This window comes from Thiemannella venezuelensis, from assembly GCF_014203605.1.
Lineage (GTDB): Bacteria > Actinomycetota > Actinomycetes > Streptosporangiales > Streptosporangiaceae > Planomonospora_A > Planomonospora_A venezuelensis.
Genome location: NZ_JACHJJ010000011.1, coordinates 122,582 through 144,188 on the forward strand (window position 1 = coordinate 122,582; position 21,607 = coordinate 144,188).

At 73.8% G+C, this 21,607-nt stretch carries 18 protein-coding genes; 5 read left to right on the forward strand and 13 right to left on the reverse strand.

The genetic code is table 11. From position 1 onward, the window contains the following. Positions 1 to 107 precede the first annotated feature (107 nt). Positions 108 to 509: a peptide-methionine (R)-S-oxide reductase MsrB gene (gene msrB, locus FHS22_RS17860; RefSeq protein ID WP_184943077.1), complete on the reverse strand. Its 402-nt coding sequence runs from the start codon at positions 507 to 509 to the stop codon at positions 108 to 110. Positions 510 to 1,065: 556 nt separating this feature from the next. On the opposite strand from msrB, the gene FHS22_RS17865 reads away from it, so the two are divergent. Together FHS22_RS17865 and FHS22_RS17870 are read left to right on the forward strand one after the other, a co-directional pair. After that, entirely contained in the window at positions 1,066 to 1,701 is a 636-nt protein-coding gene (locus FHS22_RS17865; RefSeq protein WP_184943079.1) for a hypothetical protein, read from the forward strand. Positions 1,702 to 1,704: 3 nt separating this feature from the next. Further along, positions 1,705 to 2,400: a class F sortase gene (locus FHS22_RS17870; protein ID WP_184943081.1), complete on the forward strand. Its 696-nt coding sequence runs from the start codon at positions 1,705 to 1,707 to the stop codon at positions 2,398 to 2,400. Between the two features lie 56 nt (positions 2,401 to 2,456). Here the strand turns inward: FHS22_RS17870 and FHS22_RS17875 are convergent, their stop codons facing one another. Both FHS22_RS17875 and FHS22_RS17880 read right to left on the reverse strand, forming a co-directional pair. Further along, positions 2,457 to 3,941, reverse strand: coding sequence for an MFS transporter (locus tag FHS22_RS17875; protein ID WP_184943083.1), 1,485 nt, complete (start codon positions 3,939 to 3,941; stop codon positions 2,457 to 2,459). Positions 3,942 to 4,014: 73 nt separating this feature from the next. Then, positions 4,015 to 4,503 (reverse strand): MarR family winged helix-turn-helix transcriptional regulator, encoded by a 489-nt coding sequence (locus FHS22_RS17880; protein ID WP_184943084.1) that lies wholly within the window; start codon positions 4,501 to 4,503, stop codon positions 4,015 to 4,017. Between the two features lie 267 nt (positions 4,504 to 4,770). Between FHS22_RS17880 and FHS22_RS17885 the strand changes: the two genes are divergently transcribed. After that, positions 4,771 to 6,381, forward strand: a complete 1,611-nt coding sequence (locus FHS22_RS17885; RefSeq protein WP_184943086.1) for a methyl-accepting chemotaxis protein — start codon at positions 4,771 to 4,773, stop codon at positions 6,379 to 6,381. 114 nt (positions 6,382 to 6,495) lie between these two features. Here FHS22_RS17885 and FHS22_RS17890 read toward each other — a convergent pair whose 3' ends face one another. From FHS22_RS17890 to FHS22_RS17910, 5 genes are all read right to left on the reverse strand, one after another. Further along, a complete protein-coding gene (locus tag FHS22_RS17890; protein WP_184943088.1) occupies positions 6,496 to 8,709 on the reverse strand; it encodes an acyl-CoA dehydrogenase family protein in 2,214 nt (737 codons plus the stop codon). An 88-nt stretch (positions 8,710 to 8,797) separates the two neighbouring features. After that, positions 8,798 to 10,237: an aldehyde dehydrogenase family protein gene (locus tag FHS22_RS17895; protein ID WP_184943090.1), complete on the reverse strand. Its 1,440-nt coding sequence runs from the start codon at positions 10,235 to 10,237 to the stop codon at positions 8,798 to 8,800. Between the two features lie 79 nt (positions 10,238 to 10,316). Continuing rightward, a complete protein-coding gene (locus tag FHS22_RS17900) occupies positions 10,317 to 10,679 on the reverse strand; it encodes a hypothetical protein (protein ID WP_184943092.1) in 363 nt (120 codons plus the stop codon). 124 nt (positions 10,680 to 10,803) lie between these two features. Beyond that, complete coding sequence (locus FHS22_RS17905) at positions 10,804 to 13,239, reverse strand: PAS domain S-box protein (protein ID WP_260408053.1); 2,436 nt, start codon at positions 13,237 to 13,239, stop codon at positions 10,804 to 10,806. Positions 13,240 to 13,408: 169 nt separating this feature from the next. Further along, entirely contained in the window at positions 13,409 to 14,143 is a 735-nt protein-coding gene (locus tag FHS22_RS17910) for a dihydrofolate reductase family protein (protein WP_184943096.1), read from the reverse strand. Between the two features lie 105 nt (positions 14,144 to 14,248). Here FHS22_RS17910 and FHS22_RS17915 point away from each other — a divergent pair, with 105 nt between their 5' ends. After that, a complete protein-coding gene (locus tag FHS22_RS17915; protein ID WP_184943097.1) occupies positions 14,249 to 14,653 on the forward strand; it encodes a hypothetical protein in 405 nt (134 codons plus the stop codon). A 57-nt stretch (positions 14,654 to 14,710) separates the two neighbouring features. Here the strand turns inward: FHS22_RS17915 and glgX are convergent, their stop codons facing one another. From glgX to FHS22_RS17930, 3 genes are all read right to left on the reverse strand, one after another. Continuing rightward, positions 14,711 to 16,834: a glycogen debranching protein GlgX gene (gene glgX / locus FHS22_RS17920; RefSeq protein WP_184943099.1), complete on the reverse strand. Its 2,124-nt coding sequence runs from the start codon at positions 16,832 to 16,834 to the stop codon at positions 14,711 to 14,713. Between the two features lie 129 nt (positions 16,835 to 16,963). Beyond that, complete coding sequence (locus FHS22_RS17925; RefSeq protein ID WP_184943101.1) at positions 16,964 to 17,392, reverse strand: OsmC family protein; 429 nt, start codon at positions 17,390 to 17,392, stop codon at positions 16,964 to 16,966. 129 nt (positions 17,393 to 17,521) lie between these two features. Continuing rightward, entirely contained in the window at positions 17,522 to 18,964 is a 1,443-nt protein-coding gene (locus FHS22_RS17930) for an ankyrin repeat domain-containing protein (protein WP_184943103.1), read from the reverse strand. A 160-nt stretch (positions 18,965 to 19,124) separates the two neighbouring features. Here FHS22_RS17930 and FHS22_RS17935 point away from each other — a divergent pair, with 160 nt between their 5' ends. Continuing rightward, positions 19,125 to 19,925, forward strand: a complete 801-nt coding sequence (locus FHS22_RS17935) for a DUF1707 domain-containing protein (RefSeq protein WP_184943105.1) — start codon at positions 19,125 to 19,127, stop codon at positions 19,923 to 19,925. 177 nt (positions 19,926 to 20,102) lie between these two features. Here FHS22_RS17935 and FHS22_RS17940 read toward each other — a convergent pair whose 3' ends face one another. Both FHS22_RS17940 and FHS22_RS17945 read right to left on the reverse strand, forming a co-directional pair. Further along, positions 20,103 to 20,843: a sirohydrochlorin chelatase gene (locus FHS22_RS17940; RefSeq protein WP_338047798.1), complete on the reverse strand. Its 741-nt coding sequence runs from the start codon at positions 20,841 to 20,843 to the stop codon at positions 20,103 to 20,105. A gap of 17 nt (positions 20,844 to 20,860) precedes the next feature. Next, the gene (locus tag FHS22_RS17945) at positions 20,861 to 21,589 is read right to left on the reverse strand and encodes a phosphoadenylyl-sulfate reductase (RefSeq protein WP_184943107.1); all 729 of its coding nucleotides are present in this window, start codon (positions 21,587 to 21,589) and stop codon (positions 20,861 to 20,863) included. Between the last annotated feature and the right edge of the window lie 18 nt (positions 21,590 to 21,607).

Here is a 21,607-nt window from a genome sequence, read left to right on the forward strand (position 1 = left end):
CCGATTTCGTCCATGGATGACGCCCGCTCGCCCGTATGGGGCTCAGGAGGCGGTGCGATGCCGTCGGGACGCGCCCGCGACCCGCCTGCGACCCGCGGAGGGACGTCCTAGGCGGGGGGCTCCAGCCGCAGTGAGACGGAGTTGATGCAGTAGCGGTCGTCGGTGGGCGTGGCGTAGCCCTCGCCGTGGAACACGTGGCCGAGGTGGGAGTCGCAGCGGGCGCAGCGGACCTCGACGCGGACCATCCCCATGGAACGGTCCTCGATGAGGGTGACCGCCTCGGACTTCGACGGCTCGTAGAAGCTGGGCCAGCCGCAGTGGCTGTCGAACTTGGTCTCCGAGCGGAACAGTTCGGCCCCGCAGGCGCGGCAGGTGTAGACGCCCACGGTCTTGGTGTCGACGTACTCCCCGGTGAAGGGGCGCTCCGTGCCCGCCTGGCGGAGCACGCGGAACTCCTCGGGAGAGAGCTGGACCCGCCACTCGGCGTCGCTCTTGACCACCTTGTCCATGCTCCGACTCTACGCGACCGGCCCGGACGGAAGAAAATCTTGGGGGCGAAGCATCCTTTCGTGCCCGATTTAGCGTCTTTGTTGATGTGGGGGGTTTTCACCTTCCAGATGAGGGATGGACCATCCGTCCGCCGTCCCGGGAGATCGACGGGACGGTCGGAATGCCGCCGGCCGGGTGGCGCGCCAGCGCCCGGAACCGGAGAGCGGGATGGATGGTCGACGCGGTCCGTCCCGTCGAGAACCCGGTCCCGCCGCCGCGGCGACTCCGGGACGGACCCGCCCCTTCGCGGGGGCGCCGGCGCGATGTCCGGGAATTCCGGGGCCGCTGGGACCGCTGGGACCGCTGGGGCCGGTGGGGCCGGTGGGGCCGGTGGGGCCGGTGGGGCCACTGTGGCCCGGAGTCCCCGGGTTTTCCGAGGTCCCGGCCGTGCCGCCGGGCACCGAGTAAGTGACTGGTTTCGCTTCGATCACATTACTTGACTCAAGGTCCAATAATTGGCGAAGCTCTGCCGTATATCGGGGCATGTGAGACTCAGGCGGCGCAGGGAGCAGAACTGTGGCTATCGCAGGAGCACGGCGTCTCGCGGCGGCGGGCGCGGTGACGGCCTTCGCGGTCGGCGGTGTCGGCATGGCGGCCGGGGTGGGCACGGCCACCGCCCAGAGCTCCCCGGTACGCGGGCACGCGGCCGCGGCCACATGCGGACAGGGCCCGTCGCCGTGCGAGTCCGAGTCGGGCGGTCTCGTGCGGGGCGACGACCCGTGGGCCGACGACGCACTGGAAGGCGGTGGCCCGGACGGCGGTGCCCCCGGCGACGGCGCGTCCTCGCCGGGCGAGTCGTTCTCCAGCGCCCCGGGCTCCTCCGGCCCGGACTCCGGCGACGGCTCCTGGTCCCAGGAGCCGTCCTCCGACGAGAGCTTCGCGAGCCTGCCGCTCCCGGGCGAGTCCTCCAGCGGCTGGTCCGCCGCTCCGGGGGAGACGTTCTCCAGCGGCCCGGCCTCCCTGCCGCCCGGCTCCTGGGCGCCCGCCGGAGAGCAGAAGCGGAGGGTTCCCGCCGGCGCCCCGCAGACCGGCGCCGGAGGCCTCGCCACGGAGGCCGCCACCTGGCCCTTCGCCGTGGGCGGCGCGGCCCTGCTGCTCGGCGCCGGCCTGGCGGGCTTCGCCGTACGCCGCCGCCGGGAGGGCGAAGCGTAGCCGGTGCCCGCGACGCCTCACCGGACCCAGCGGCTCGCTCTCGTCGGGGCGGTCGTGGCCACCGTGTCCGGGCTCCTGCTGATCTGGTCCGGCATCAGCGGAATGATCTCCAGTGGGCGTTCCGCGCCGGCCGCCGGGCACTCCGCGGTCCCGACCAACGTCCCGCGCCGCCCGCCCTCCTTGACCGAGCCCGCCGACGTGCTGATGCGCACCTTCGCCCGGCCGATGGGGAAGTCCGTCCCCACGGCCGTCTACATTCCCAGGATCGGTGTCGCGGCCCCGCTGATGCAGCTCGGCCTCGACGCCTCGGGGGCCATCGAGAACCCGCCGCTGAACCCGGCCAACATCGCCGGCTGGTACCGCCACGGCCCCGCTCCGGGCCAGCGCGGGCCCGCCGTCATCACCGGCCACCTCGACACCCGTACCGGCCCGGCGGTCTTCGCCCGGCTCGCCGCGGTCAGGCGCGGTGACCAGATCCAGGTCATGCGCTCCGACGGCTCGGTGGCCGTCTTCGTGGTGGACCGGCGCGAGCACGTCGCCAAGAAGGCGTTCCCCACCGCGCGCGTCTACGGCAAGGTGGACTACCCCGGGCTGCGCCTGGTCACCTGCGGTGGCGCCTTCGACCGCGCGGCCCACAGCTACAAGGGCAACACGATCGTCTACGCCCACCTGGTACGCGCCTACCACCCGCCCGGGTGATCTCCCGGGCGGGTGGCGTCCGAGCCGTGTCCGGCCGGACCGGCCGTCCGCGGCGCTCAGGCGGCTCCGGCCCGGGCCGCGGGCTCGGCGGGGGCCGCGGCCCGGCCGGAGGCCTCCCGCCGGGGCTGCCGGAGCACGGCGAGGGCGACGGTGAAGGCGGCCGCGAGCAGGGCGGCGGCGACGGTGAAGGCCAGCCGGTAGCCGCCGGCCAGCGCGGCCGCCTGGCCGGCGCCGGCGGACAGCAGCCCCTCGGTACGGGAGGCGGCCAGCGTGGACAGCACCGCGACGCCGGCGGCCATGCCGATCTGCTGGGTGGTGTTGAACAGCCCGGAGGCCAGGCCCGCGTCGTCGGCCCCGGCGCCGGACATGCCGAGCGCGGTCAGGGCCGGGATCACCAGCCCGCCGCCCGCGATGAGCACCATCACCGGGAGCAGGTCGGTGACGTAGCCGGCGTCCACCGGGACGCGGGTGAGCCAGCCCATCGCGCCGAGCAGGAGCGCCAGGCCCGCCAGCAGGACGGCGCGCTCGCCGAAGCGGATGTTGAGCCGGGCGGACACGAACAGGGAGACACCGCCGATGGCCACCGCCGCGGGCAGCATCGCCAGGCCGGTGTCGAGCGCGCCGTAGCCGAGGACCTTCTGCATGTAGAGGGCGACGATGATCTGGAAGGCGAACATGGCCGACAGCGTCAGCATCTGGACCAGGTTGGCGCCCGCGACGTTGCGCGAGCGGAGGATCCGCAGCGGCATCAGCGGGGTTCCGGTGGTCGCCTGGCGGGCGGTGAACGCGGCCAGCAGGGCGAGCGAGAGCGCGCCGAGCCCGAGGGTGCGCGCGGAGAGCCAGCCGTACTGCTCGATCTCCACCACGGTGGAGATGCCCAGCATCAGCCCGGCGGTGACCAGCACCGCGCCGATGACGTCGGCCCCGGCGGCGAGTCCGGCCCCGCGCTCGCCCGGCAGCGCGCGGACCCCCAGCGCGATCGTGGCCAGCCCGATCGGCAGGTTGATGAAGAAGATCCAGTTCCAGCTCAGCGCGTCGGTGAGGACTCCGCCCAGCACCTGGCCGATCGAGGCTCCGGCGGCGCCGGTGAAGCCGAAGACGCCGATCGCCTTCGCGCGCTCCGCGGGCTCGGTGAACAGCGTCACCAGGATCCCCAGCACGACCGCGGAGGCCATGGCGCTGCCGACGCCCTGCGCGAACCGGGCGGCGATCAGCATGCCGGGCCCGGTGGCGGCCCCGGCCAGCAGCGACGCGGCGGTGAAGACCGCGTTGCCCGCCAGGAACATCGTCTTGCGGCCGATGAGGTCGCCCAGCCGGCCGGCCAGCAGGAGCAGCCCGCCGAAGGCGATCAGGTACGCGTTGACGGTCCAGCTGAGCCCGGCGGGGGAGAAGCCCAGATCCCGCTGGATGGCCGGCATCGCCACGGTCACGATGCTGCCGTCAAGGATCGTCATCAGCATCGCGGTGGACAGTACGGCCAGCGCCGCGCGGCGCGAGCGGCCGGCGCCGGCGGGCCGGGGAGGAGGAGCGGTGTGCGGCATGGCGGTCTCCTGTTCGGAAGGGAACAGTAGAGACCGTAGCAGATAGTTTTGTTATAGACGATCCCTTGCGGATCTATTTCGCGCGCTGCCGTGCCCGCCGGGCCGCCTGCGGCGCCTCGGCGGGAGTGGCCAGATGGTCGGAGACCAGGCGGCTCAGGGCCCGCAGGAGCGCCTCGCGCTCGTCCGCGGGCAGGGCGTCCAGGGCCGCCCGGTGCACCCCGTCGACGATCTCCTGGCTCCGCTTCGCGACCTGCGCGCCCTTCTCGGTGACCGCGACGATCCGCGCCCGCCGGTCCGTGCCGGACGGGCGGCGCTCGGCGAGCCCGGCCTTCTCCAGGGCGTCGACCGTGACCACCATCGTGGTCTTGTCCATGTCGCCGATCTCGGCGAGCTGGATCTGCGTGCGCTCCTCCTCCAGGGCGTGGACCAGCACGCAGTGCATGCGCGCCGTCAGCCCGATCTCGGCGAGCGCCGCCGCCATCCGGGTCCTCAGGACGTGGCTGGTGTGGTCCAGCAGGAACGACAGGTCCGGTTCGGCGCGGGCGGGTGCCATGGCGGTCATGCCTCCAGCGTAGCAACCGGTTCCGTTCCGGATCATCTGCAAGAAGATCCATGCAAGGAGATCCATGCAAGGAGATCCATGGGGGAGGCGCACCCGCAGGCAGCCGCCGCGCACCGCGACGGGCGCGGCGGGCCTGCACCGAAAGGCCCCCCGGATCCGCCCCGGGGGTATTTTGGCTCACCCCGCGACCGATCCGGCCGATGGTCGCAGCACAGGCGCAAACGGCGCTCGGTGAACGACACGAATACGGCATCACGGGGACCGGACATGAGGAAGATCAACGATTTGAAAGTCGGCGCGCGGCTGGGCGGCGCGTTCGCGGTGGTGGGCGTCCTGCTGTGCGGAGCCGTCGGGGTGGGCGCCGCCGGGATCTCCTCGGCGCGGGAGGCGAGCGATCGGGTGGAGGCCAGCGCGGCGGTGCGCGGCGCGGCGCTGACGGCCAAATTCCGCACCGCCGACTTCAACGGCTGGCAGAGCGGCTACGCCTTCGACATCATCCGCGGTGTGCCGAACGCGACCGACGACACCGTCGGCCAGCGCAGGAACTTCCTGGCCTCCACGGCCGCCTTCCGCGAGGACCTCGACACGCTGGCGGGGCTGGGGCTGACCGCCACCCAGCGTGAGGACCTGCGGAGGGCCGAGACCGCGTTCGAGGACTTCATGCGCGTCGACGAGCAGGTCATCGCCGCCTACCGCCAGGGCGGCCCCGCACAGACCCGGCGGGCCGACGACCTGGTCTCCGGCGAAGCGCTGGAGTACTTCGAGCAGGCCGCCAGCGCCGTGGACGAGCTCGCCGGCGAGGCCATCGCCAACGCCGAGGCCGCGACCGCCGATGCGCACGCCGCCGGCGACGCGGCCTTGCGGCTGATGCTGGGCGCGGGCGCACTGTGCCTGCTGCTGGCCGCCGCACTGGCCGTGATCGTCACCCGGACCATCACCCGGCCGCTGGCGGCGACCGTGCAGACCCTGCGCACCATCGCCGCAAAAGACCTCACCACCTCCATCGACACCTCCCGCCGCGACGAACTGGGCGACATGGCCCGCGCTCTGGAGCAGACCGTAAGCGTGCTGCGCGGCGCCTTCGGCATGATCGCCCGCCACAGCGCGACGCTGAACGGCGCCTCCCGCGAACTGTCCGCCGTCTCCGGGCGGATGGACACCGCCGCCACCGGCACCGCCGGCCGCTCCGACCAGGTCGCCGCCACCGCCGAGCAGGTCTCGGCCAACGTGCAGACCATCGCGGCGGCCAGTGAGGAGATGAGCGCCACCATCGCCGAGATCGCCGGCAGCGTCAGCCAGGCGGCCCGGGTGGCCGACGCCGGCGTGCAGACGGTGCGCGACGCCGGCGACACCGTGGCCAAGCTGGGCACCTCCAGCGCGGAGATCGGCACCGTCATCAAGACGATCACCTCGATCGCCGAGCAGACCAACCTCCTCGCCCTGAACGCCACGATCGAGGCGGCACGCGCCGGCGAGCAGGGCAAGGGCTTCGCGGTCGTGGCCGGAGAGGTCAAGGACCTGGCGCAGGAGACGGCCAAGGCGACCGAGGACATCGCCCGCCGGATCGAGGCCATCCAGGCGGACACCGGCGCCGCGATCGCGGCCATCGGCGGGATCAGCGAGGTCATCACGACCGTCAGCGAGCACTCCACCACCATCGCCGCGGCGGTGGAGGAGCAGAGCGCCACCTCCGAGGAGATGAGCCGCAACATCGCTCAGGCCGCGATCGGCGCCGACGACATCGCCGCCGGTATCACCGAGGTCGCCGGTGCCGCGCAGACCACCACCGCGGGGGTGGCCGACGCCCGCCGTACCGCCGGTCAGCTCGACGAGGTCGCCGCCGAACTGCACGACCTCGTGGCGCAGTTCACCGTCTGAGGCTCCGGACCGGGCTCCTTCCCCGCGTCGGCGCAGGCGGCGATTCCTCGAACGGCGGCGGATCGCGCTCACGCCGTTCCGGACGGCCGCGCGCCCCCGGCCGGCCGGGGAGGCTCAGGGGTCCCGCGGCAGGCCGAGGGCGCGTTCGGCGATGATGTTGAGCTGGACCTCGGTGGTCCCGCCGCCGATGGTGAAGGCCCGGGTGGTGAGGACCATCCTGCTCCAGTACGGCGAGGCGGGCGCGATCGACCAGCAGAACTCGGAGACCGCCTGGGAGTGGCGCATGCCCAGGAGTTTGCGGACGCTGGAGGCCGTCCCGGGATCGCCCCCGGAGAGCTGGGAGAGCGTGACCCGCAGGCCGAGGGCGGAGATCGCCTGCCCTTCGGCCCACAGCCGCCCGGCCTGCTCCAGCGCGGCGGGCCGCAGGGCGTCCGGGCCGCCGAGCCTGACGACCAGCTCGGCCATGTCGGTGTGCCGTGAGCCGGGGCCCCAGGAGTCGCCGAGGGCGACGCGCTCGTGGGAGAGGGTGTCGCGGGCGACCCGCCAGCCCCGGTTCACCTCCCCGACGACGTTCTCGTCGGGGACGAAGACGTCGTCGAGGAAGACCTCGTTGAAGACCTCGTCGCCGTTGATCTCCTTCAGCGGGCGGACGGTGACGCCGGGGGCCTTCATGTCCACCAGGAAGTAGGTGATGCCCTCGTGCTTGGGGGCGTCCGGGTCGGTCCTGGCCAGGCAGATGCCCCAGTGCGCGTACTGGGCGAGGGAGGTCCAGATCTTCTGGCCGTTCAGCGACCAGCCGCCCTCGACCCGCACGGCCCTGGTGGACAGGGCGGCCAGGTCGGATCCGGCGCCGGGCTCGCTGAACAGCTGGCACCACATGATCTCGGTGGTGAGGGTCCGGGGCAGGAAGCGCTCCTGCTGCTCCCGCGTGCCGTACCGGACGATCGACGGCACGGCCCAGGCGGCGATGGCGAGGTTGGGCCGCTTCACGCCCCGGGCCTGGAACTCCTGGTGGATGACGACCTGCTCCAGCGGTGAGGCGGCGCGCCCCCACGGCTCCGGCAGGTACGGCATCAGCCAGCCCTCGGCGGCGAACCTGGCCAGCCGGGTCAGCGGTTCCTCGGCGGCCAGCGAGGCGACGGCGGCCCCGATCTCCTCGCGGAGCGCCCCGGCCTCCTCGGGCAGGTCCGGGTCCAGGTCCCTGCGCGTCCCGGCGGCGGCGAGGGCGGCCACCCGCCCGGCCCATCCGCCGGGGTCGCCGCTCAGCGCCCGCAGCGACAGCGCGCGCCGGTAGTACAGGTGGGCGTCGTGCTCGTAGGTGTAGCCGATCCCGCCGAGCACCTGGATCGCGTCCGCCGTGCACCGCACGGCCGCGTCCGCGGCCAGCACCCCGGCGGCGGCGACCGCGAGGAGGGTCTCGCCGGACAGCGCCCCGGTCGTCCCCTGCGCCCCGGTCGTCCCCCGCCCGTCGGCGGCCTCGCCGTCGAGGGCGCGGGCGGCGTCCCACACGGCGGCGCGGGCCTGCTCGAGCGCGACCAGCATGGCTGCGCACCGGTGCTTGACGCCCTGGAACTGGCCGATCGGGCGGCCGAACTGCTCGCGGACCCTGGCGTGACCGGCGGCGGCGGTCACCGCCCAGGCGGCCGCCCCGCACGCCTCGGCGCCGAGCAGGACCGCGGCCAGGGCGCTCACCAGCTCGCCGGTCACTCCGGTCAGCACCCGCCCGTCCGGCACGGCGCGCGCCGCCACCGCGGCCAGCGGCCGGGTCAGGTCGATGCCCTCCAGCGGCGCGGTCACGCAGTCCGCCCGGTCCAGGGCGGCCCACCGCCCGTCGGGGAGCGGCAGGACGAACAGGCCGGCCTCCGCGGAGCCCAGCGCGGTCGCGGATCCGGGATGCCCCTCCGCGGAGAGGCCGGCGAGGGAGCTCTCGGGCAGGACGACGGCGGCGGTCAGGGTGCCGTCCGCCAGTGCGGGCAGCAGGGCCCGTACGGCCGCGCCCCCCGCGCCCTCCGGCGTCCTGCCGCGCGGCTCCCCGCGGGCCGTCCCGGCGTCCGGGGAGCGGGCGATGATCGCGGAGGCGAGGACCGAGGGGAGGTGGGAGCCGGGTGCGCAGTGCTCGCCGAGCGCCTCCAGCGCCACGGCCAGTTCCGGCAGGCCGCCGCCCTGCCCGCCGTACTCCTCGGGCAGGTGCAGCCCGAGCACTCCCTGCGCGGCCAGCGCGGCGCGGAAGGGCTCGTGCTCCATGCCGCGTGCCGTGATGTTCCGCTCGGCGAAGCCGTGCACGGAGGCGGCCAGTGCCCGGTGTTCCTCGGTGATCGCGATACCCATGGGCAGACTCTAGAACGATATTCTGGCCAAGGTAAGGAGCCGCTTGCGAAAAAGCCTCCCGGCTCCCGCCGCGCCGGGCCCCGGCGGCTCAGGTCTGGATGATGGCGGCCTTCTCGCGGGTGTACTCCAGCACCGCGTCGTGCCCGTAGCCGGAGTCCTTGACGCCGCCGAACGGCAGCCCCGGCGGCATCTGCCGGAAGGTGTTCACCCAGACCGTCCCGCTCTGCAGGTCGCGGACGAACCGGTGGGCGCGGCCCAGGTCGCGGGTCCACACGCCCGCCGCCAGGCCGTAGGAGGAGTCGTTGGCGATCGCCAGCGCCTCGTCGTCGGTGTCGAACGGGATGGCCACCGCGACCGGGCCGAAGATCTCCTCCTGGCAGATCCGCAGGGAGTTGTCGGAGGTGGTGAACAGCGTCGGGGCCACCCAGTAGCCGCCGGGCAGGGACGGGACGACCTCGGCCCCCGTCCGGCCGCCGAACACCAGCTCGGCTCCCTCCTTCTCGGCGATCTCCAGGTAGGAGGTGACCCGCTCGTACTGGCCCTCCGAGACGATCGGGCCCATCGTGGTGGCCAGGTCGAGGGGGTCGGCCAGCGTGATGTGCCCGGCGATGGCGGTGATCCGCCCGATCATCTCGTCCCAGACGGGACGGTGGATCAGGATGCGGGACCCGGCCACGCAGACCTGGCCGGCGTTGCCGGTGTAGACCGAGTTGACCGTCACCCCCTGGGCGGCCGCGTCGAGGTCGGCGTCGGCGAAGACGATGTTCGGCGACTTGCCGCCCAGCTCGAAGGTGAGCGGCTTGAGCGCGTCGGCGCTGGCCCGGGTGATGGCCTGGCCGGTCTGGGTGGAGCCGGTGAGGCTGACCTTGTTGACCCCCCGGTGGCGGACCAGCGGGTCGCCCACGTCCTCGCCCAGCCCGCTGACGATGTTGAGCACGCCGGGCGGGAGCACCTCGGCCAGGAGCTCGCCCAGCCGCAGCACCGAGGCGCAGGCCTGCTCGGCGGGTTTGACGATGACGGTGTTGCCCGCCGCGAGCGCGTAGGCGGCCTTGGCGGAGAAGGTGGAGACGGGCGAGTTCCACGGGATGATGCACAGCGCCACGCCGTACGGCTCCCGCCGGGTCAGGCCCATGCTGCCGGGGCCGAGGATCACCGTCTCGCCCCTGACCGCGTCCAGCACCTGCCCGGCGGCGATCTGCCAGAGGTGGGTCATGCCGGGCAGGTCCTTCTTCAGGGTGTCGCGCAGGATGCGGCCGTTGTCGGTGGTCTCGATCCTGGCCAGTTCCTCGGCGTGCCCGGCGAAGACCTCGGCAACCTTGCGCAGGAAGTGCGCCCGGCCGAGCGCGGGCATGGCCGACCAGGCCGGGAACGCCTCCCGCGCCGCCGCCACGGCCGCCTCGGCGTCGGCCTTCCCGCTCGCCGGGATCCGGGCCCAGACCTCGCCGGTGGCGGGGTTGACCGAGTCCAGGGTGCGGCCGTCGGCGGCGGGCACCAGCCGTCCGCCGATGAGGTTGCGGTACTCGTCCACTCTTCAACTCCCGCGTCAGCCGTACAGGGAACTCGACCAAGCGTACGCTTGCTTGACGCGGGAGGGGAAGGCGCCCGGGTTACTGCTGCCGCCCGCCCTTGGAGAAGATGAAGTTCACCCCGACGATGCCGACCCAGAGGATGAGGAGCACCGGCAGGAGGGCCTGTATCTCGCTGGCGGCGAGGCCGATCGTCGCCGGAACGCCCAGGCCGAGGGAGACGATCGACAGGGCGAGGCGCTGCCCGGCGGCCACCGAGGGGCGGACCTGCGGGGCCAGGCTGCGGGCGCGGGCCTCGACCCGCCGGTCGACCCGCCGGTCGATCTCCAGGTCCACCTTCTCCAGGAAGCTCTCGACCAGGGAGTCCTCGAATTCGGGGCCGAGCTCGCGGCGGGCCTCGACGGTGGCGCGGAGCTCTTCACCGGGGGAGGGCGATGGTGTCATGATCGAGATATATCGTGCCTTTCCGCCCTTGTCCACTCGATCCGCTCATCACAGGCGCCGCCGGAGGGCTCCCGATCTCATACGGCCTCATGCGGCCCCATGCGGCCCGTACGGCGCCGCGGCCTCAGGACGGGTCGAGCGCGGCGGGCAGGCGGACGGTGACCACGGTGCCGCCGCCGTCGCGCGGGCGGGCGGAGATGGTGCCGCCGTGGGCTTCGACGATGGCCTTGGTGATCGCCAGGCCCAGGCCGGTGCCCTTGATCCCCGCCGTGCGGGCGGTGGCGGCGCGGAAGAACCGGGAGAACAGCTGGCCGTACTCCTCCGGCGGGATGCCGATGCCGGTGTCGGCGACGGTCAGGACCGCGCCGGGGCCGTGCGCGCCGTCCCCGTCCGCGGGGCCGGGACGCGGGTCGCCGGCGGTGACGGTGACGGTGACGGCGCCGTCGTCGGGGGTGTACTTGATGGCGTTGGACAGCAGGTTGTCCAGCACCTGCCGCAACCGCAGCGGGTCGGCGTGCACCAGCAGGGGGACCTCCGTCTCGAGGTCGAGGGTCAGGCGCCTGGTGCCGACGGCCGCCCGGTGGTCGTCGGCCGCCTGGCGGACCAGCCGGGTCAGCGAGGTCGGGCGGGCGTCGATGGCGATGTGGCCGGCCTCCAGGCGGGCCAGGTCCAGCAGGTCGTCGACCAGGTGCAGCAGGTGGGTGCTGGTGCGGTCGATGACCTCGGCGAACCTGAGCTGGACGTCCGACAGGCCGGGGGTGTCCAGCAGCATCTCCACGTAGCCGCGGATGGCGCCGACGGGGTTGCGCAGCTCGTGGCTGACCAGCGCCACCAGCTCGTCCTTGATGCGGTCGCGCTCCTCGGCCAGCCGGTGGCGCTCGGTGACGTCGGTGGAGATGCCGTCGACGAAGACCCGCCCCCGCTCGCGGCGGGGCGTGCCGCGCATCCAGATCCAGCGGGTGCGGCCGTCCAGGCCGATGACGCGGCACTCGGCCTGCGCGGCCCGGCCGGTGGCCAGCTCGCTCCGGAACGCGTCCCACGCGGCCCGGTCCTCGGGATGGATCCGTTCGGTGAGCACCGTGCCCACGTTGAGGTCGCCGGGCGGCTGGACGCCGAGCACCGCGGCGGCGTTGGAGCCCTGGAACACGGAGCGCAACTGCCCGTCCGGGGTGATCTGCGCACTCCAGACGTTGTCGTCGATCTGGGAGAGGACCTGGTCGAAGTGACGGCGGCTCTCGGCCAGGTCCAGGGCCAGTTCCTCGGCGCGCGTCCGCTCCAGGTAGCGGCCCACGTGCGCGCAGACGCCGTCCAGCAGGTCGACCAGGTCGTGGTCGACCTGCTGGACGGCGTCGGTGCAGAGGACCAGCACGCCCAGCACCTGCCGGCCGCTGCGCACCGGCAGGGCGACGGCCGCGCGCAGTCCCGCCTGCGGGGCGGCCTGCCCGGGGAGGAGGGCGTTGCCGTCGGCCTGCAGGTCGGCGATCCAGGCGGCCCGGCCGCTGCGCCAGACCGTCCCGGGCAGTCCCTGGCCGGGGCGGACGCGGACGGGCTCGCCGCCGGCGGAGGGCGCCGGGCCCTGACCGGGCGGGCTCCACCGGCTGATGCGGACCAGGTGCCGCTGGTCGGGACCGACCTGCCAGCACTCGCCGTAGGTCCATCCCAGCGCCTGCACCACCGCGGCCAGCACCCCGCCCGCGGCCTGCTCGGCGGAGGAGGACTCGGCCAGGGCCACGGCCACGGCGTCCTGGGCCTCGCGCAGCGCCTGGGCGCGGTGCCGGTCGGTGATGTCGCGTACGGCCAGCACCGCGCCCAGGCGCTGGCCGTCGCCGGTGATCAGAGGGCGGGCGTTGACCAGGCAGCGGCGTGCCCGGCCCTCGGGCGGGCAGATCATCAGATGCTGGCCGTCGACGTGCTCGCCGGCCAGCGCCCTGGCCAGCGGCACCTGCTCGGAGCGGAGATGGGTGCGCCCGTCGGGGGTGAACAGGTGGTAGGCGCGCGGCCAGTCCTCCGGCTCGGCGGGCGCGTCGGGGAAGGCCGGGTACAGCCGGCGGGCCACCTGGTTGGTCACGCTCATCCGGCCGTGGGCGTCACAGGCGATCACGCCCACGTCCAGGCTGTCGAGCAGCGCCTGCAGGAAGGTCCGCTCGGCCTCCAACTGGCGCCGGGCCTCCTGCCGGGCGCTGATGTCGTGGACGAACGCGTGCACGGCCGCCACGCCGTGCGGGCCGCTGTCCAGCTGCAGCGCCGCCTCGATGGGGAACTCCCGGCCCGCGCGGTCGGCCACGACCAGCTCCATCCGCCGGTCGGGCAGCACCTCGGAGCCCCGCTCGCGCAGGACGGCCAGCCCCCGCTCGTAGCGGCGGCGCAACGCGGCGGGGGCGATCAGGCCGAACACGTCGCGGCCGAGGGCCTCCTCGGAGCTCCAGCCGAACAACCGCTCGGCCGCGGTGTTCCAGGCCCGTACCGCGCCGGTGGCGTCCAGGGAGACGAACGCGTCGTGTGCCTGCTCCAGGATCGACTGCACCGCTGCGGCGTCGCCCAGCTGCGCCACTGATCCCATGGTCACGCCCCCCTGCGGTTTCCATTCGCATTATTGCACCGAGTATCCATCTGATCACGTTATGTGCCGTGAAAGGGCCGGTCGTCCCCGGGGTGCCGGGTCCGGCCCTCCGGCGCCGCCCCGCCCTCCGGACCGCTCCCCGCGGCCCGGACTCCCCGGCAGGGGACGGTCAGCCCGGCGCCCGGACGTAGCGGGTGAACAGGAAGCCGTCCTCCTCCAGCACGTGGGCCAGCCGGAGGCCGGTGAACGCGTCGCCGCCGTCGAGGATCCGGGCCGCGGACCCGCCGAGCAGCACCGGGCTGACCGTCAGGCAGAGCTCGTCGACCAGGCCCGCCGCCGCGAGCTGCCCGTTGGTCCTCGCCCCGCCCTCGCACAGCACCCGGGTGAGGCCCCGCTCGCCCAGCGCCTCGACCGCCGCCGCGAGGTCCACCCGCTCGTCCCCGGCCACGATCACGTCGGCGTGCCTGGCGGCCTCCGCCCGCCGCTCCGCGGGCGCGGCCGCGCAGGTGACGACGATCGTGCGGGCGTACGGCTCCGCCTCGGTGAACAGCGGGGAGGCCAGGTCCAGCTCCAGCCCCCGGGTGACCACGGCCACCGGCGGGGCGGCCGGCCGGCCCTCGCGCAGCTCCCGCCACGACTCCCGCGGCCGGGCCGGGCGGTACCCCTCGGCGCGGACGGTCGAGGCCCCCGCCAGGACCACGTCGGCCAGCCCGCGCAGCACCCCGAAGATCCGCTTGTCCCCTCTGCCGGAGAGCCCGCCGGAGAGCCCGTCCAGCCAGATCCCGCCGTCGGCGCTGGCCACCATGTTGACCCGCACGCACGGAGCGGCCGGGTAGGCGTAGGCGCGGGCGAGATCGGGCTCGCCGGCGGTCTCTCCGGGGGAGACCGGATGGATGAGGCGCATCCTCCAACCCTGTCACAGCATCCACCCCATAACGGATTCGACGTCAGGGGTGACTTCGGCTGACTCCCGTTACATGATTCGTTTCCAGGGATCAGGGAGGGCTGCGTGGGGCTGGTCGCGATCGTGACGTGGTTGATCACTGCGATGGTCGGGATCTACCTGCTCTACCTGTGGTTGTCCGGCGGCGGCCTGCGCCAGCAGGCGACGAAGGTCACCCGCTTCCCCACCGGCCTGGTCTTCGCCCACCCGCTGCTGGCGGTCTCCGCGCTGGGCTGCTGGATCGCCTACGTCCTCACCCTCCAGCGGGCCTTCGCCTGGATCTCGTTCGGGGTGCTCGCGGTCTCCGCGGTGCTGGGCTTCGTCATGTTCACCCGCTGGCTGGGCGGGGGCCGGCACGCGCGCGGCGCCGAGAGGCGCTTCCCGCTGGTGGCCGTGCTGCTGCACGGACTGGCGGGGGTGACGACGTTCGTCCTGGTCCTGCTCACCGCCGCCGTCGCCACGGGTCCGTGAGCGCACGATCCCTGAGCGCACGACCCCTGCGCCCACGGGTCCCTGCGCGGGACCGGCCTAGGACGCCCGCGGGCAGCACAGGACCTGCATGGAGCGCGAGGTCACAGCGATCACCGACTCCGGCGGCCAGAACTCGTCGGGGAACGGCTCGTCCCTGGACACGTCGTCGGCGGTGTCCAGCACCGTGCGCCACTGCGCGCCGTAGCGGGCCTCGGGCAGGACGAAGGTCATGTCCTCGTGGTGGCCGTTGATCAGCAGCAGGAACGAGTCGTCGGTGATCCGCTCGCCGCGCGGTCCGGGCTCGGTGATGGCGTCGCCGTTCAGGAAGACGGCCAGCGACTTGGCGTAGCCGGTGTGCCAGTCGGAGGCCGACATCTCCCCGCCGGAGGGGGTGAGCCAGACGATGTCGCGCGTGCCGTCGTCGGCCTTGCGCCCGTGGAAGAACCGGCGCCGCTGGAAGACCGGGTGCGCGCGGCGCAGCTCCGAGAGGGTCCTGACGAACTCCAGCAGGTCCTTCTCGGTCCCCGCCAGCGACCAGTCCATCCAGGAGGTCTCGTTGTCCTGGCAGTAGGCGTTGTTGTTGCCGCCCTGGGTCCGGCCGAACTCGTCGCCGGCCAGCAGCATCGGCACGCCCTGGGAGAGGAACAGCGTGGTCAGGAAGTTGCGGCGCTGGCGGCGGCGGAGCCGTACGATCGCGGGGTCCTCCACCGGGCCCTCGGCCCCGCAGTTCCACGACCGGTTGTCGTCGGTGCCGTCGCGGTTGTTCTCCCCGTTGGCCTCGTTGTGCTTGCGGTCGTAGGAGACCAGGTCGTTCAGCGGGAAGCCGTCGTGGCAGGTGACGAAGTTGATCGAGGCGACCGGGCGGCGGCCGGAGGTGGCGTACAGGTCCGCCGAGCCGGTCAGCCGGGAGGCGAACTCCGGCAGCGCCGAGCCGCTGCCCCGCCAGAAGTCGCGGACCGTGTCGCGGTACTTGCCGTTCCACTCGGTCCACAGCGGCGGGAAGTTGCCGACCTGGTAGCCGCCCGGGCCCACGTCCCACGGCTCGGCGATCAGCTTCACCTGGGAGATCACCGGGTCCTGCTGGATCAGGTCGAAGAACGCGCTCAGCCGGTCGACGTCGTGCAGCTCGCGGGCGAGCGCGGCGGCCAGGTCGAAGCGGAAGCCGTCCACGTGCATGTCCAGCACCCAGTAGCGCAGCGAGTCCATGATGAGCTGGAGCGCGTGCGGGGAGCGGACGTTGAGGGAGTTGCCGCAGCCGGTGTAGTCGAGGTAGTAGCGCCGGTCCCCGTCGTGCAGCCGGTAGTAGGCGGCGTTGTCGATCCCCCGGAAGCCCAGCGTGGGCCCCATGTGGTCGCCCTCGGCGGTGTGGTTGTAGACCACGTCGAGGATGACCTCGATCCCCGCCTCGTGCAGCGCCCGGACCATCGCCTTGAACTCCTGCACCTGCTCGCCGCACTGCCCCGAGCCGGAGTACGCGGCGTGCGGGGCGAGGTAGGCGATGGTGTTGTAGCCCCAGTAGTTCGTCAGCCCCCGGGCCACCATCGCGTGCTCGGGCACGAACTGGTGGACCGGCATCAGCTCCACCGCCGTCACGCCCAGGCCCAGCAGGTGCTCGATGACCGCCGGGTGGCCCAGCCCCGCGTAGGTGCCGCGCTGCTCCTCGGGCACCGCGGGATGGCGCATGGTGAGCCCGCGCACGTGCGCCTCGTAGATCACGGTCTGGTGGTACGGCGTGCGGGGCGGCCGGTCGGTCCCCCAGTCGAAGAACGGGTTGACCACCACGTTCTTCGGCATGAAGCGGGCGCTGTCGTCGTCGTTGCGGCTGCTCGGGTCGGTGAAGCGGTAGGAGAACAGCGACTCGTCCCAGACCAGGTCGCCCTCGATCGCCTTGGCGTAGGGGTCGAGGAGGAGCTTGGCGGGGTTGCACCGGTGGCCCTGGGAGGGCTCGTAGGGGCCGTGGACGCGGTAGCCGTACCGCTGCCCGGGCATGATCCCGGGAAGGTAGCCGTGCCAGACGAACCCGTCGACCTCGGGCAGCTCGACCCGCTCCTCGCGGCCGTCGTCGTCGAACAGGCACAGCTCGACCCGCTCGGCGACCTCGGAGAACACCGAGAAACTGGTGCCCACGCCGTCCCAGGTGCCACCCAGCGGATACGGTTCTCCCGGCCAGACTTCGCGCATGTGACCCCATTCTTCTCCAGTCCGGGCCCCGTCGCAGGGTGTTGACCTTTTTGTCACCCCTGACAGGCGTGGGAAACGTGGTCCCCGGAGACCGGACCGGGCGCCGCCGGCGGCGGCGCCCGGTGGTGATCAGCCCAGCAGCTCGGCGTTGAGGGTGATCGTGGTGCCCGTCAGCGCCTTGCTCACCGGGCAGTTGGCCTTGGCCGTCTCGGCCGCGGTCTGGAACTGCTCGGCGGTGATGCCCGGGACCTGGGCGCGCACCGAGATGACGATCCCGGTGATGCCCTCGCCCGGCTGGAAGGTCACGTCGGCCTTCGTCTCCACGGACTGCGGCGGGGTGCCCGCCTGGGCCAGCCCGTGGGACAGCGCCATCGAGAAGCAGGAGGAGTGCGCGGCCGCGATGAGCTCCTCCGGCGAGGTCTTGCCGTTGGCCGCCTCGGCCCGCGAGGGCCAGGACACGTCGAACGTGCCCACCCCGGAGGAGTCCAGCGAGACCGAGCCGGATCCGTCGAGCAGCGCGCCCTTCCAGTTGGTCGTCGCGGTACGTGTCGTCGCCATGGCGATGTCCCTTCGATCGATAGGTGTTCATGAGCGAACATACGCCGTCCGCCCGGTGTACCGCCCGGCGGGCACGCGCCTGCCGCAGGAACGGCCCGGAGACCGCCCGGGCGGCCGCCCCGCGGGCGGTCAGAGGCCCTCGACGACGCTCCTGGCGTACTCGTCGTCGCTCTCGGCGAGGACCCGCTCGATCCCCGCCCGCGCCCGCGCGTCGCCCCGCGCCGCCAGGCCCCGCGCCGCCTCGGCCACCGTGCTCAGGTCCTCGTCGCCGAGCCGCGCGGCCAGCGCCTCGCGGATCCGCGGGGTGTCCTGGTCGAGGCCCGCCAGGCTCATGGTCGCCCAGTCCCGGACGTCGTCGTCGGGATCCTCGGTCATCGAGACCAGCAGCGCGAGCCCCTCGTCGTGACCGGGCGGCAGGACCGCGGCCAGCGCCGCCGGGTCGGACTCGGTGCGGGTCCAGCCGTCGGAGGTGATGATCTCCAGCACCTCGGGCAGGGCCCGGGGGTCGGCGTGGTGGCCGAGCGCCCCGAGCACCGAGCGCAGCACCCGTTCGTCGTTCTCGGTCGCCGCCATCCGCCGCAGGACGGGCAGGGACTCCTCCAGGAAGGGCTTGCCGTCCTCGGTGAAACCGAGCTGGGCGAGCACGTCCACGGCGAACTCGCGGCGGCGCGGGTCCTCGGCGGCGCACGCGCGGGCGGCGGCCTCGAAGGTCTCCCGGTCGCCGCGCCGCTGCAGCGAGCCCGCCACGGTCCACCAGGTCTCGGCCTCCTCGTCGAGGTCCCGGTACGGCAGCGCCCGGTCGGCCAGCTCGTCGAAGGGCGGCCGCTCGCCGGTGGCGTCCTCCAGGAGCGTGGCGATCGCCGCGTGGCCGCGCTGGCACTGCACCTCGAAACCCGGAGCGCCCTCGGCGTCCAGTGCCGTCACGGTCACCAGGTCGGTGCCGTCCTCGGCGCGGGTGCGGCCCACGACGAAGCCGGAGTCCTCCGGCACCTGGCCGGCGATCTGGTCCAGCAGCGCACTCTCCAGCTGGGTGCCGAGCCAGTCGCGGGCGATCTCCAGCGGGGTGTCGCCCTCGCCGTCCGGCCGCCCGGGGTCGGCCCCGGCCTCCAGCAGCGCCTGCACGGCGCCCAGCGCTCCGCGCCGGACGGCCAGCGTGAGCGCGGTCGTCGCGGTGTCGGTGGCGTCCTCGGCGGGCGCGCCGGCCTCCAGCAGCGCGCGCAGGGAGCCGGCGTGCCCGTTGGCGGCGGCCCAGAGCACCGGGGTCCACCCGTGGCTCTCCCGCCCGGCCGGGTCGGCACCGGCGGCCAGCAGCGCCTCGACCGTCTCGGTCCGGCCCCAGGCCGCGGCCGCGCACAGCGGCAGCCCCTCGTCCTCACCGCCGCTGAGCCGGTCCGGGTCGGCCCCGGCCGCCAGCAGCGCCCGCACGATCTCCGTCCGGCCGCCCACCGCCGCCCGGTAGAGCGCGGTGCTGTCCGCCTCGCCCGCCGGATCTGCGGGGACGCCCTTCCCGAGCAGGTCTCCGACCCGCTCGACGTCGTTGCCGGTCACCGCGTCCAGAAGCTCTTCGTACATGCATCCGGATCATAGGCGGCCGGAGGCCGGGGGGCGTGGCGGCCCTCCGGACGGTGCTCCCCCGGATGGGGGCCCGGGCCGCGCATGAGGCGTTCGGACCACGGAAGGTTCCTTCCTCAGGAGGATCCACCTCCGAGGAAACTCGCGATATGTTGTGAATGTGAATGATCCGGGTGGAATCCGAGCCTCGGACGCCGAGCGCGAGGCCGTCGTCGAGCAGCTGAGAATCGCCTCCGTCGAGGGCAGGCTGACCCTCGGCGAGCTGACCGAGCGGACCGAGGCGGCCTACACCGCCGTCACGCAGGCGGAGCTCGCCGTCGTCACCTCCGACCTGCCGCAGGCCGGCCAGGTCCCGGCGCCCTCGCCCGCCCACATGCCGGTCCCGCCGCAGGGCGGCCGGAGGCGGCGCTGGTTCGTCGCCGTCATGGGCGACTCCAAGCGGCGCGGCAAGTGGCGGATCGACCAGGAGCTCGGCGCGGTGGCCGTGATGGGCGACGTCCTCCTCGACCTGCGCGAGGCCGAGGTCCGCACCGGCGCGGTGGTCGACATCTCCGCCACCGCGATCATGGGCGATGTGAAGATCATTGTTCCGGACGGGGTGGACGTCGACCTCGAGGGCATCGCGATCATGGGGGACAAGAAGGTCCAGGTGATCGAGGCCCCGCCGGGGACGAACGCGCCGCGCATCCGGGTCAAGGCCTTCGTCCTCATGGGAGACGTCAAGGTGATCGGCGACTCCCGGGCCGAACCCGTCAAGAAGGCGTGGGCCGCCTGGCGGGAGCAGTGGCGCGAGATCCGGGGCGAGCTCCGGGGAGAGTTCCACGGCGGGCCGCACCGGTCGCTGCCCCCGCACGGCTCCGGCCACCGGCTGCACCCCGCGCCGGAGCCGTACCTCGCGCCCGGCGACTCCTCCTACCGTCCCGGCTCCGGGGAGGGGCCCCGGCCGCCCGGCGGCCGCTGACGAGCCGTTCCCCGGGGCGCGCAACGTCCGGTGGGGTCCGACCGAGGTCCTGCCGGAACGGGCCGGCCGGGATCCCCGGCTGTTCGGTGGCCACCGTGCGCAGCCAGGCCGCCAGGGGGCTGGCCAAGCTGCGCGCCGACCCCGCCGCCAGGGCCGCGACCGGCCGGGAGGCGGAGTTCAGGCGGTGGCGGAGCGCTCGTCCGCCCGCAGGGCCTGCCCGTACCGTTCGAGCAGCACGTCCGCGACCTCCGGAGCCGCGCCGAGCACGTCCGCGACGACCTCGGCGCCCGCGGCCAGGGCGGCGGCGCGGGTCTTGTCGGCGAAGTAGCCGGGGGCCAGCAGGTAGGGGGCGACCACCACGCGCGGGGCCCCGGCGGCGAGCAGCCGCCGGACCTCGTCCCCGGGGGCGGGCGCGGCGGCCGAGGCGTAGGCCGCGCTCACCGACCACCAGCCGCGCCGCGCGGCCCACTGCCGGGCGATCCCGGCGACCGTCGCGTTGGCCCGGTGGTCGCTGGAGCCCGCCGAGAGCAGCACCACGGCGGTCCGCGGGTCCCCGGCGGCCACGCCCGCCTCGGCCAGGCGCCGCTCCAGGGCGTCGATCAGCAGCGGGTGCGGTCCCAGCGTCGTGCCCCGGTGCACCCGGAGCCGGGGCTGCCGGGCCGCGACCTCGGCCAGCGCGCCGGGGATGTCCACCCGGCTGTGGTAGGCCTCGGTGAGCAGCAGCGGCAGGACCACCGCCTCGGCCAGCCCGGACAGCGCCCCGGCCAGCGTCGGAGCGGCGTGGTCGAGGTAGGCGGCGCGGACCGGGAGCCCCGGCAGCGCCAGCCGTACCGTGTCCATCAGGGCCTCCACCGTCGCGGCGGCGCGCGGGTCGCGCGAGCCGTGCGCCACCGCCACCAGCGGGACCGCCGGTGCCACGGGCGGGAGGGGAAGGCTCACGTGTGGATGCCGCACTCGGTCTTGCCCATCCCGGCCCAGCGGCCGCTGCGCGGGTCCTCTCCCGGGGCGACCTGGCGGGTGCAGGGGGCGCAGCCGATCGACGGGTAGTCGTCGTAGTGCAGCGGGTTGATCAGCACGCCGTTGTCGGCCATGTAGTTGTCGACGTCCTCCTGGGTCCACCGGGCGATGGGGTTGATCTTGACCATCTGCCGCTTGGCGTCCCACTCCACGACCTTGATCCCGGCCCGGGTGGTGGCCTCGTCGCGGCGGATGCCGGAGACCCAGGCGCGGTACGGCTCCAGCGCGCGGTTGAGCGGCTCCACCTTGCGCAGGTAGCAGCAGAGGTCGGGGTTGCGCCCGAACAGCCGCGGCCCGAGGTCGCGCTCCTGCTCGGCCACCGTCCGCGACGGCTTGACGTCGATCACGTTGACGTCGTAGACCTGACGGACCGCGTCCCGCGTGCCGATCGTCTCGGCGAAGTGGTAGCCGGTGTCGATGAAGAGCACGTCCACGCCCGGCTTGACCCTGCTGACCAGGTCGATCATCAGTGCGTCGCTCATCGAGGCGGTCAGGCAGAGCCGGTCGCCGAAGGTCGCCGCCGCCCAGCGGATGATGTCGACGGCGGAGGCCTCCTCCAGGAACAGCGCGGCCGACTCGGCGATCTCCTGCAGGTCGAGCGTGCCGCGCTGCTGCCGTAATCCGATTTCGATGTCCACCAGTGTCATCGGTTCCTCACCACTCCT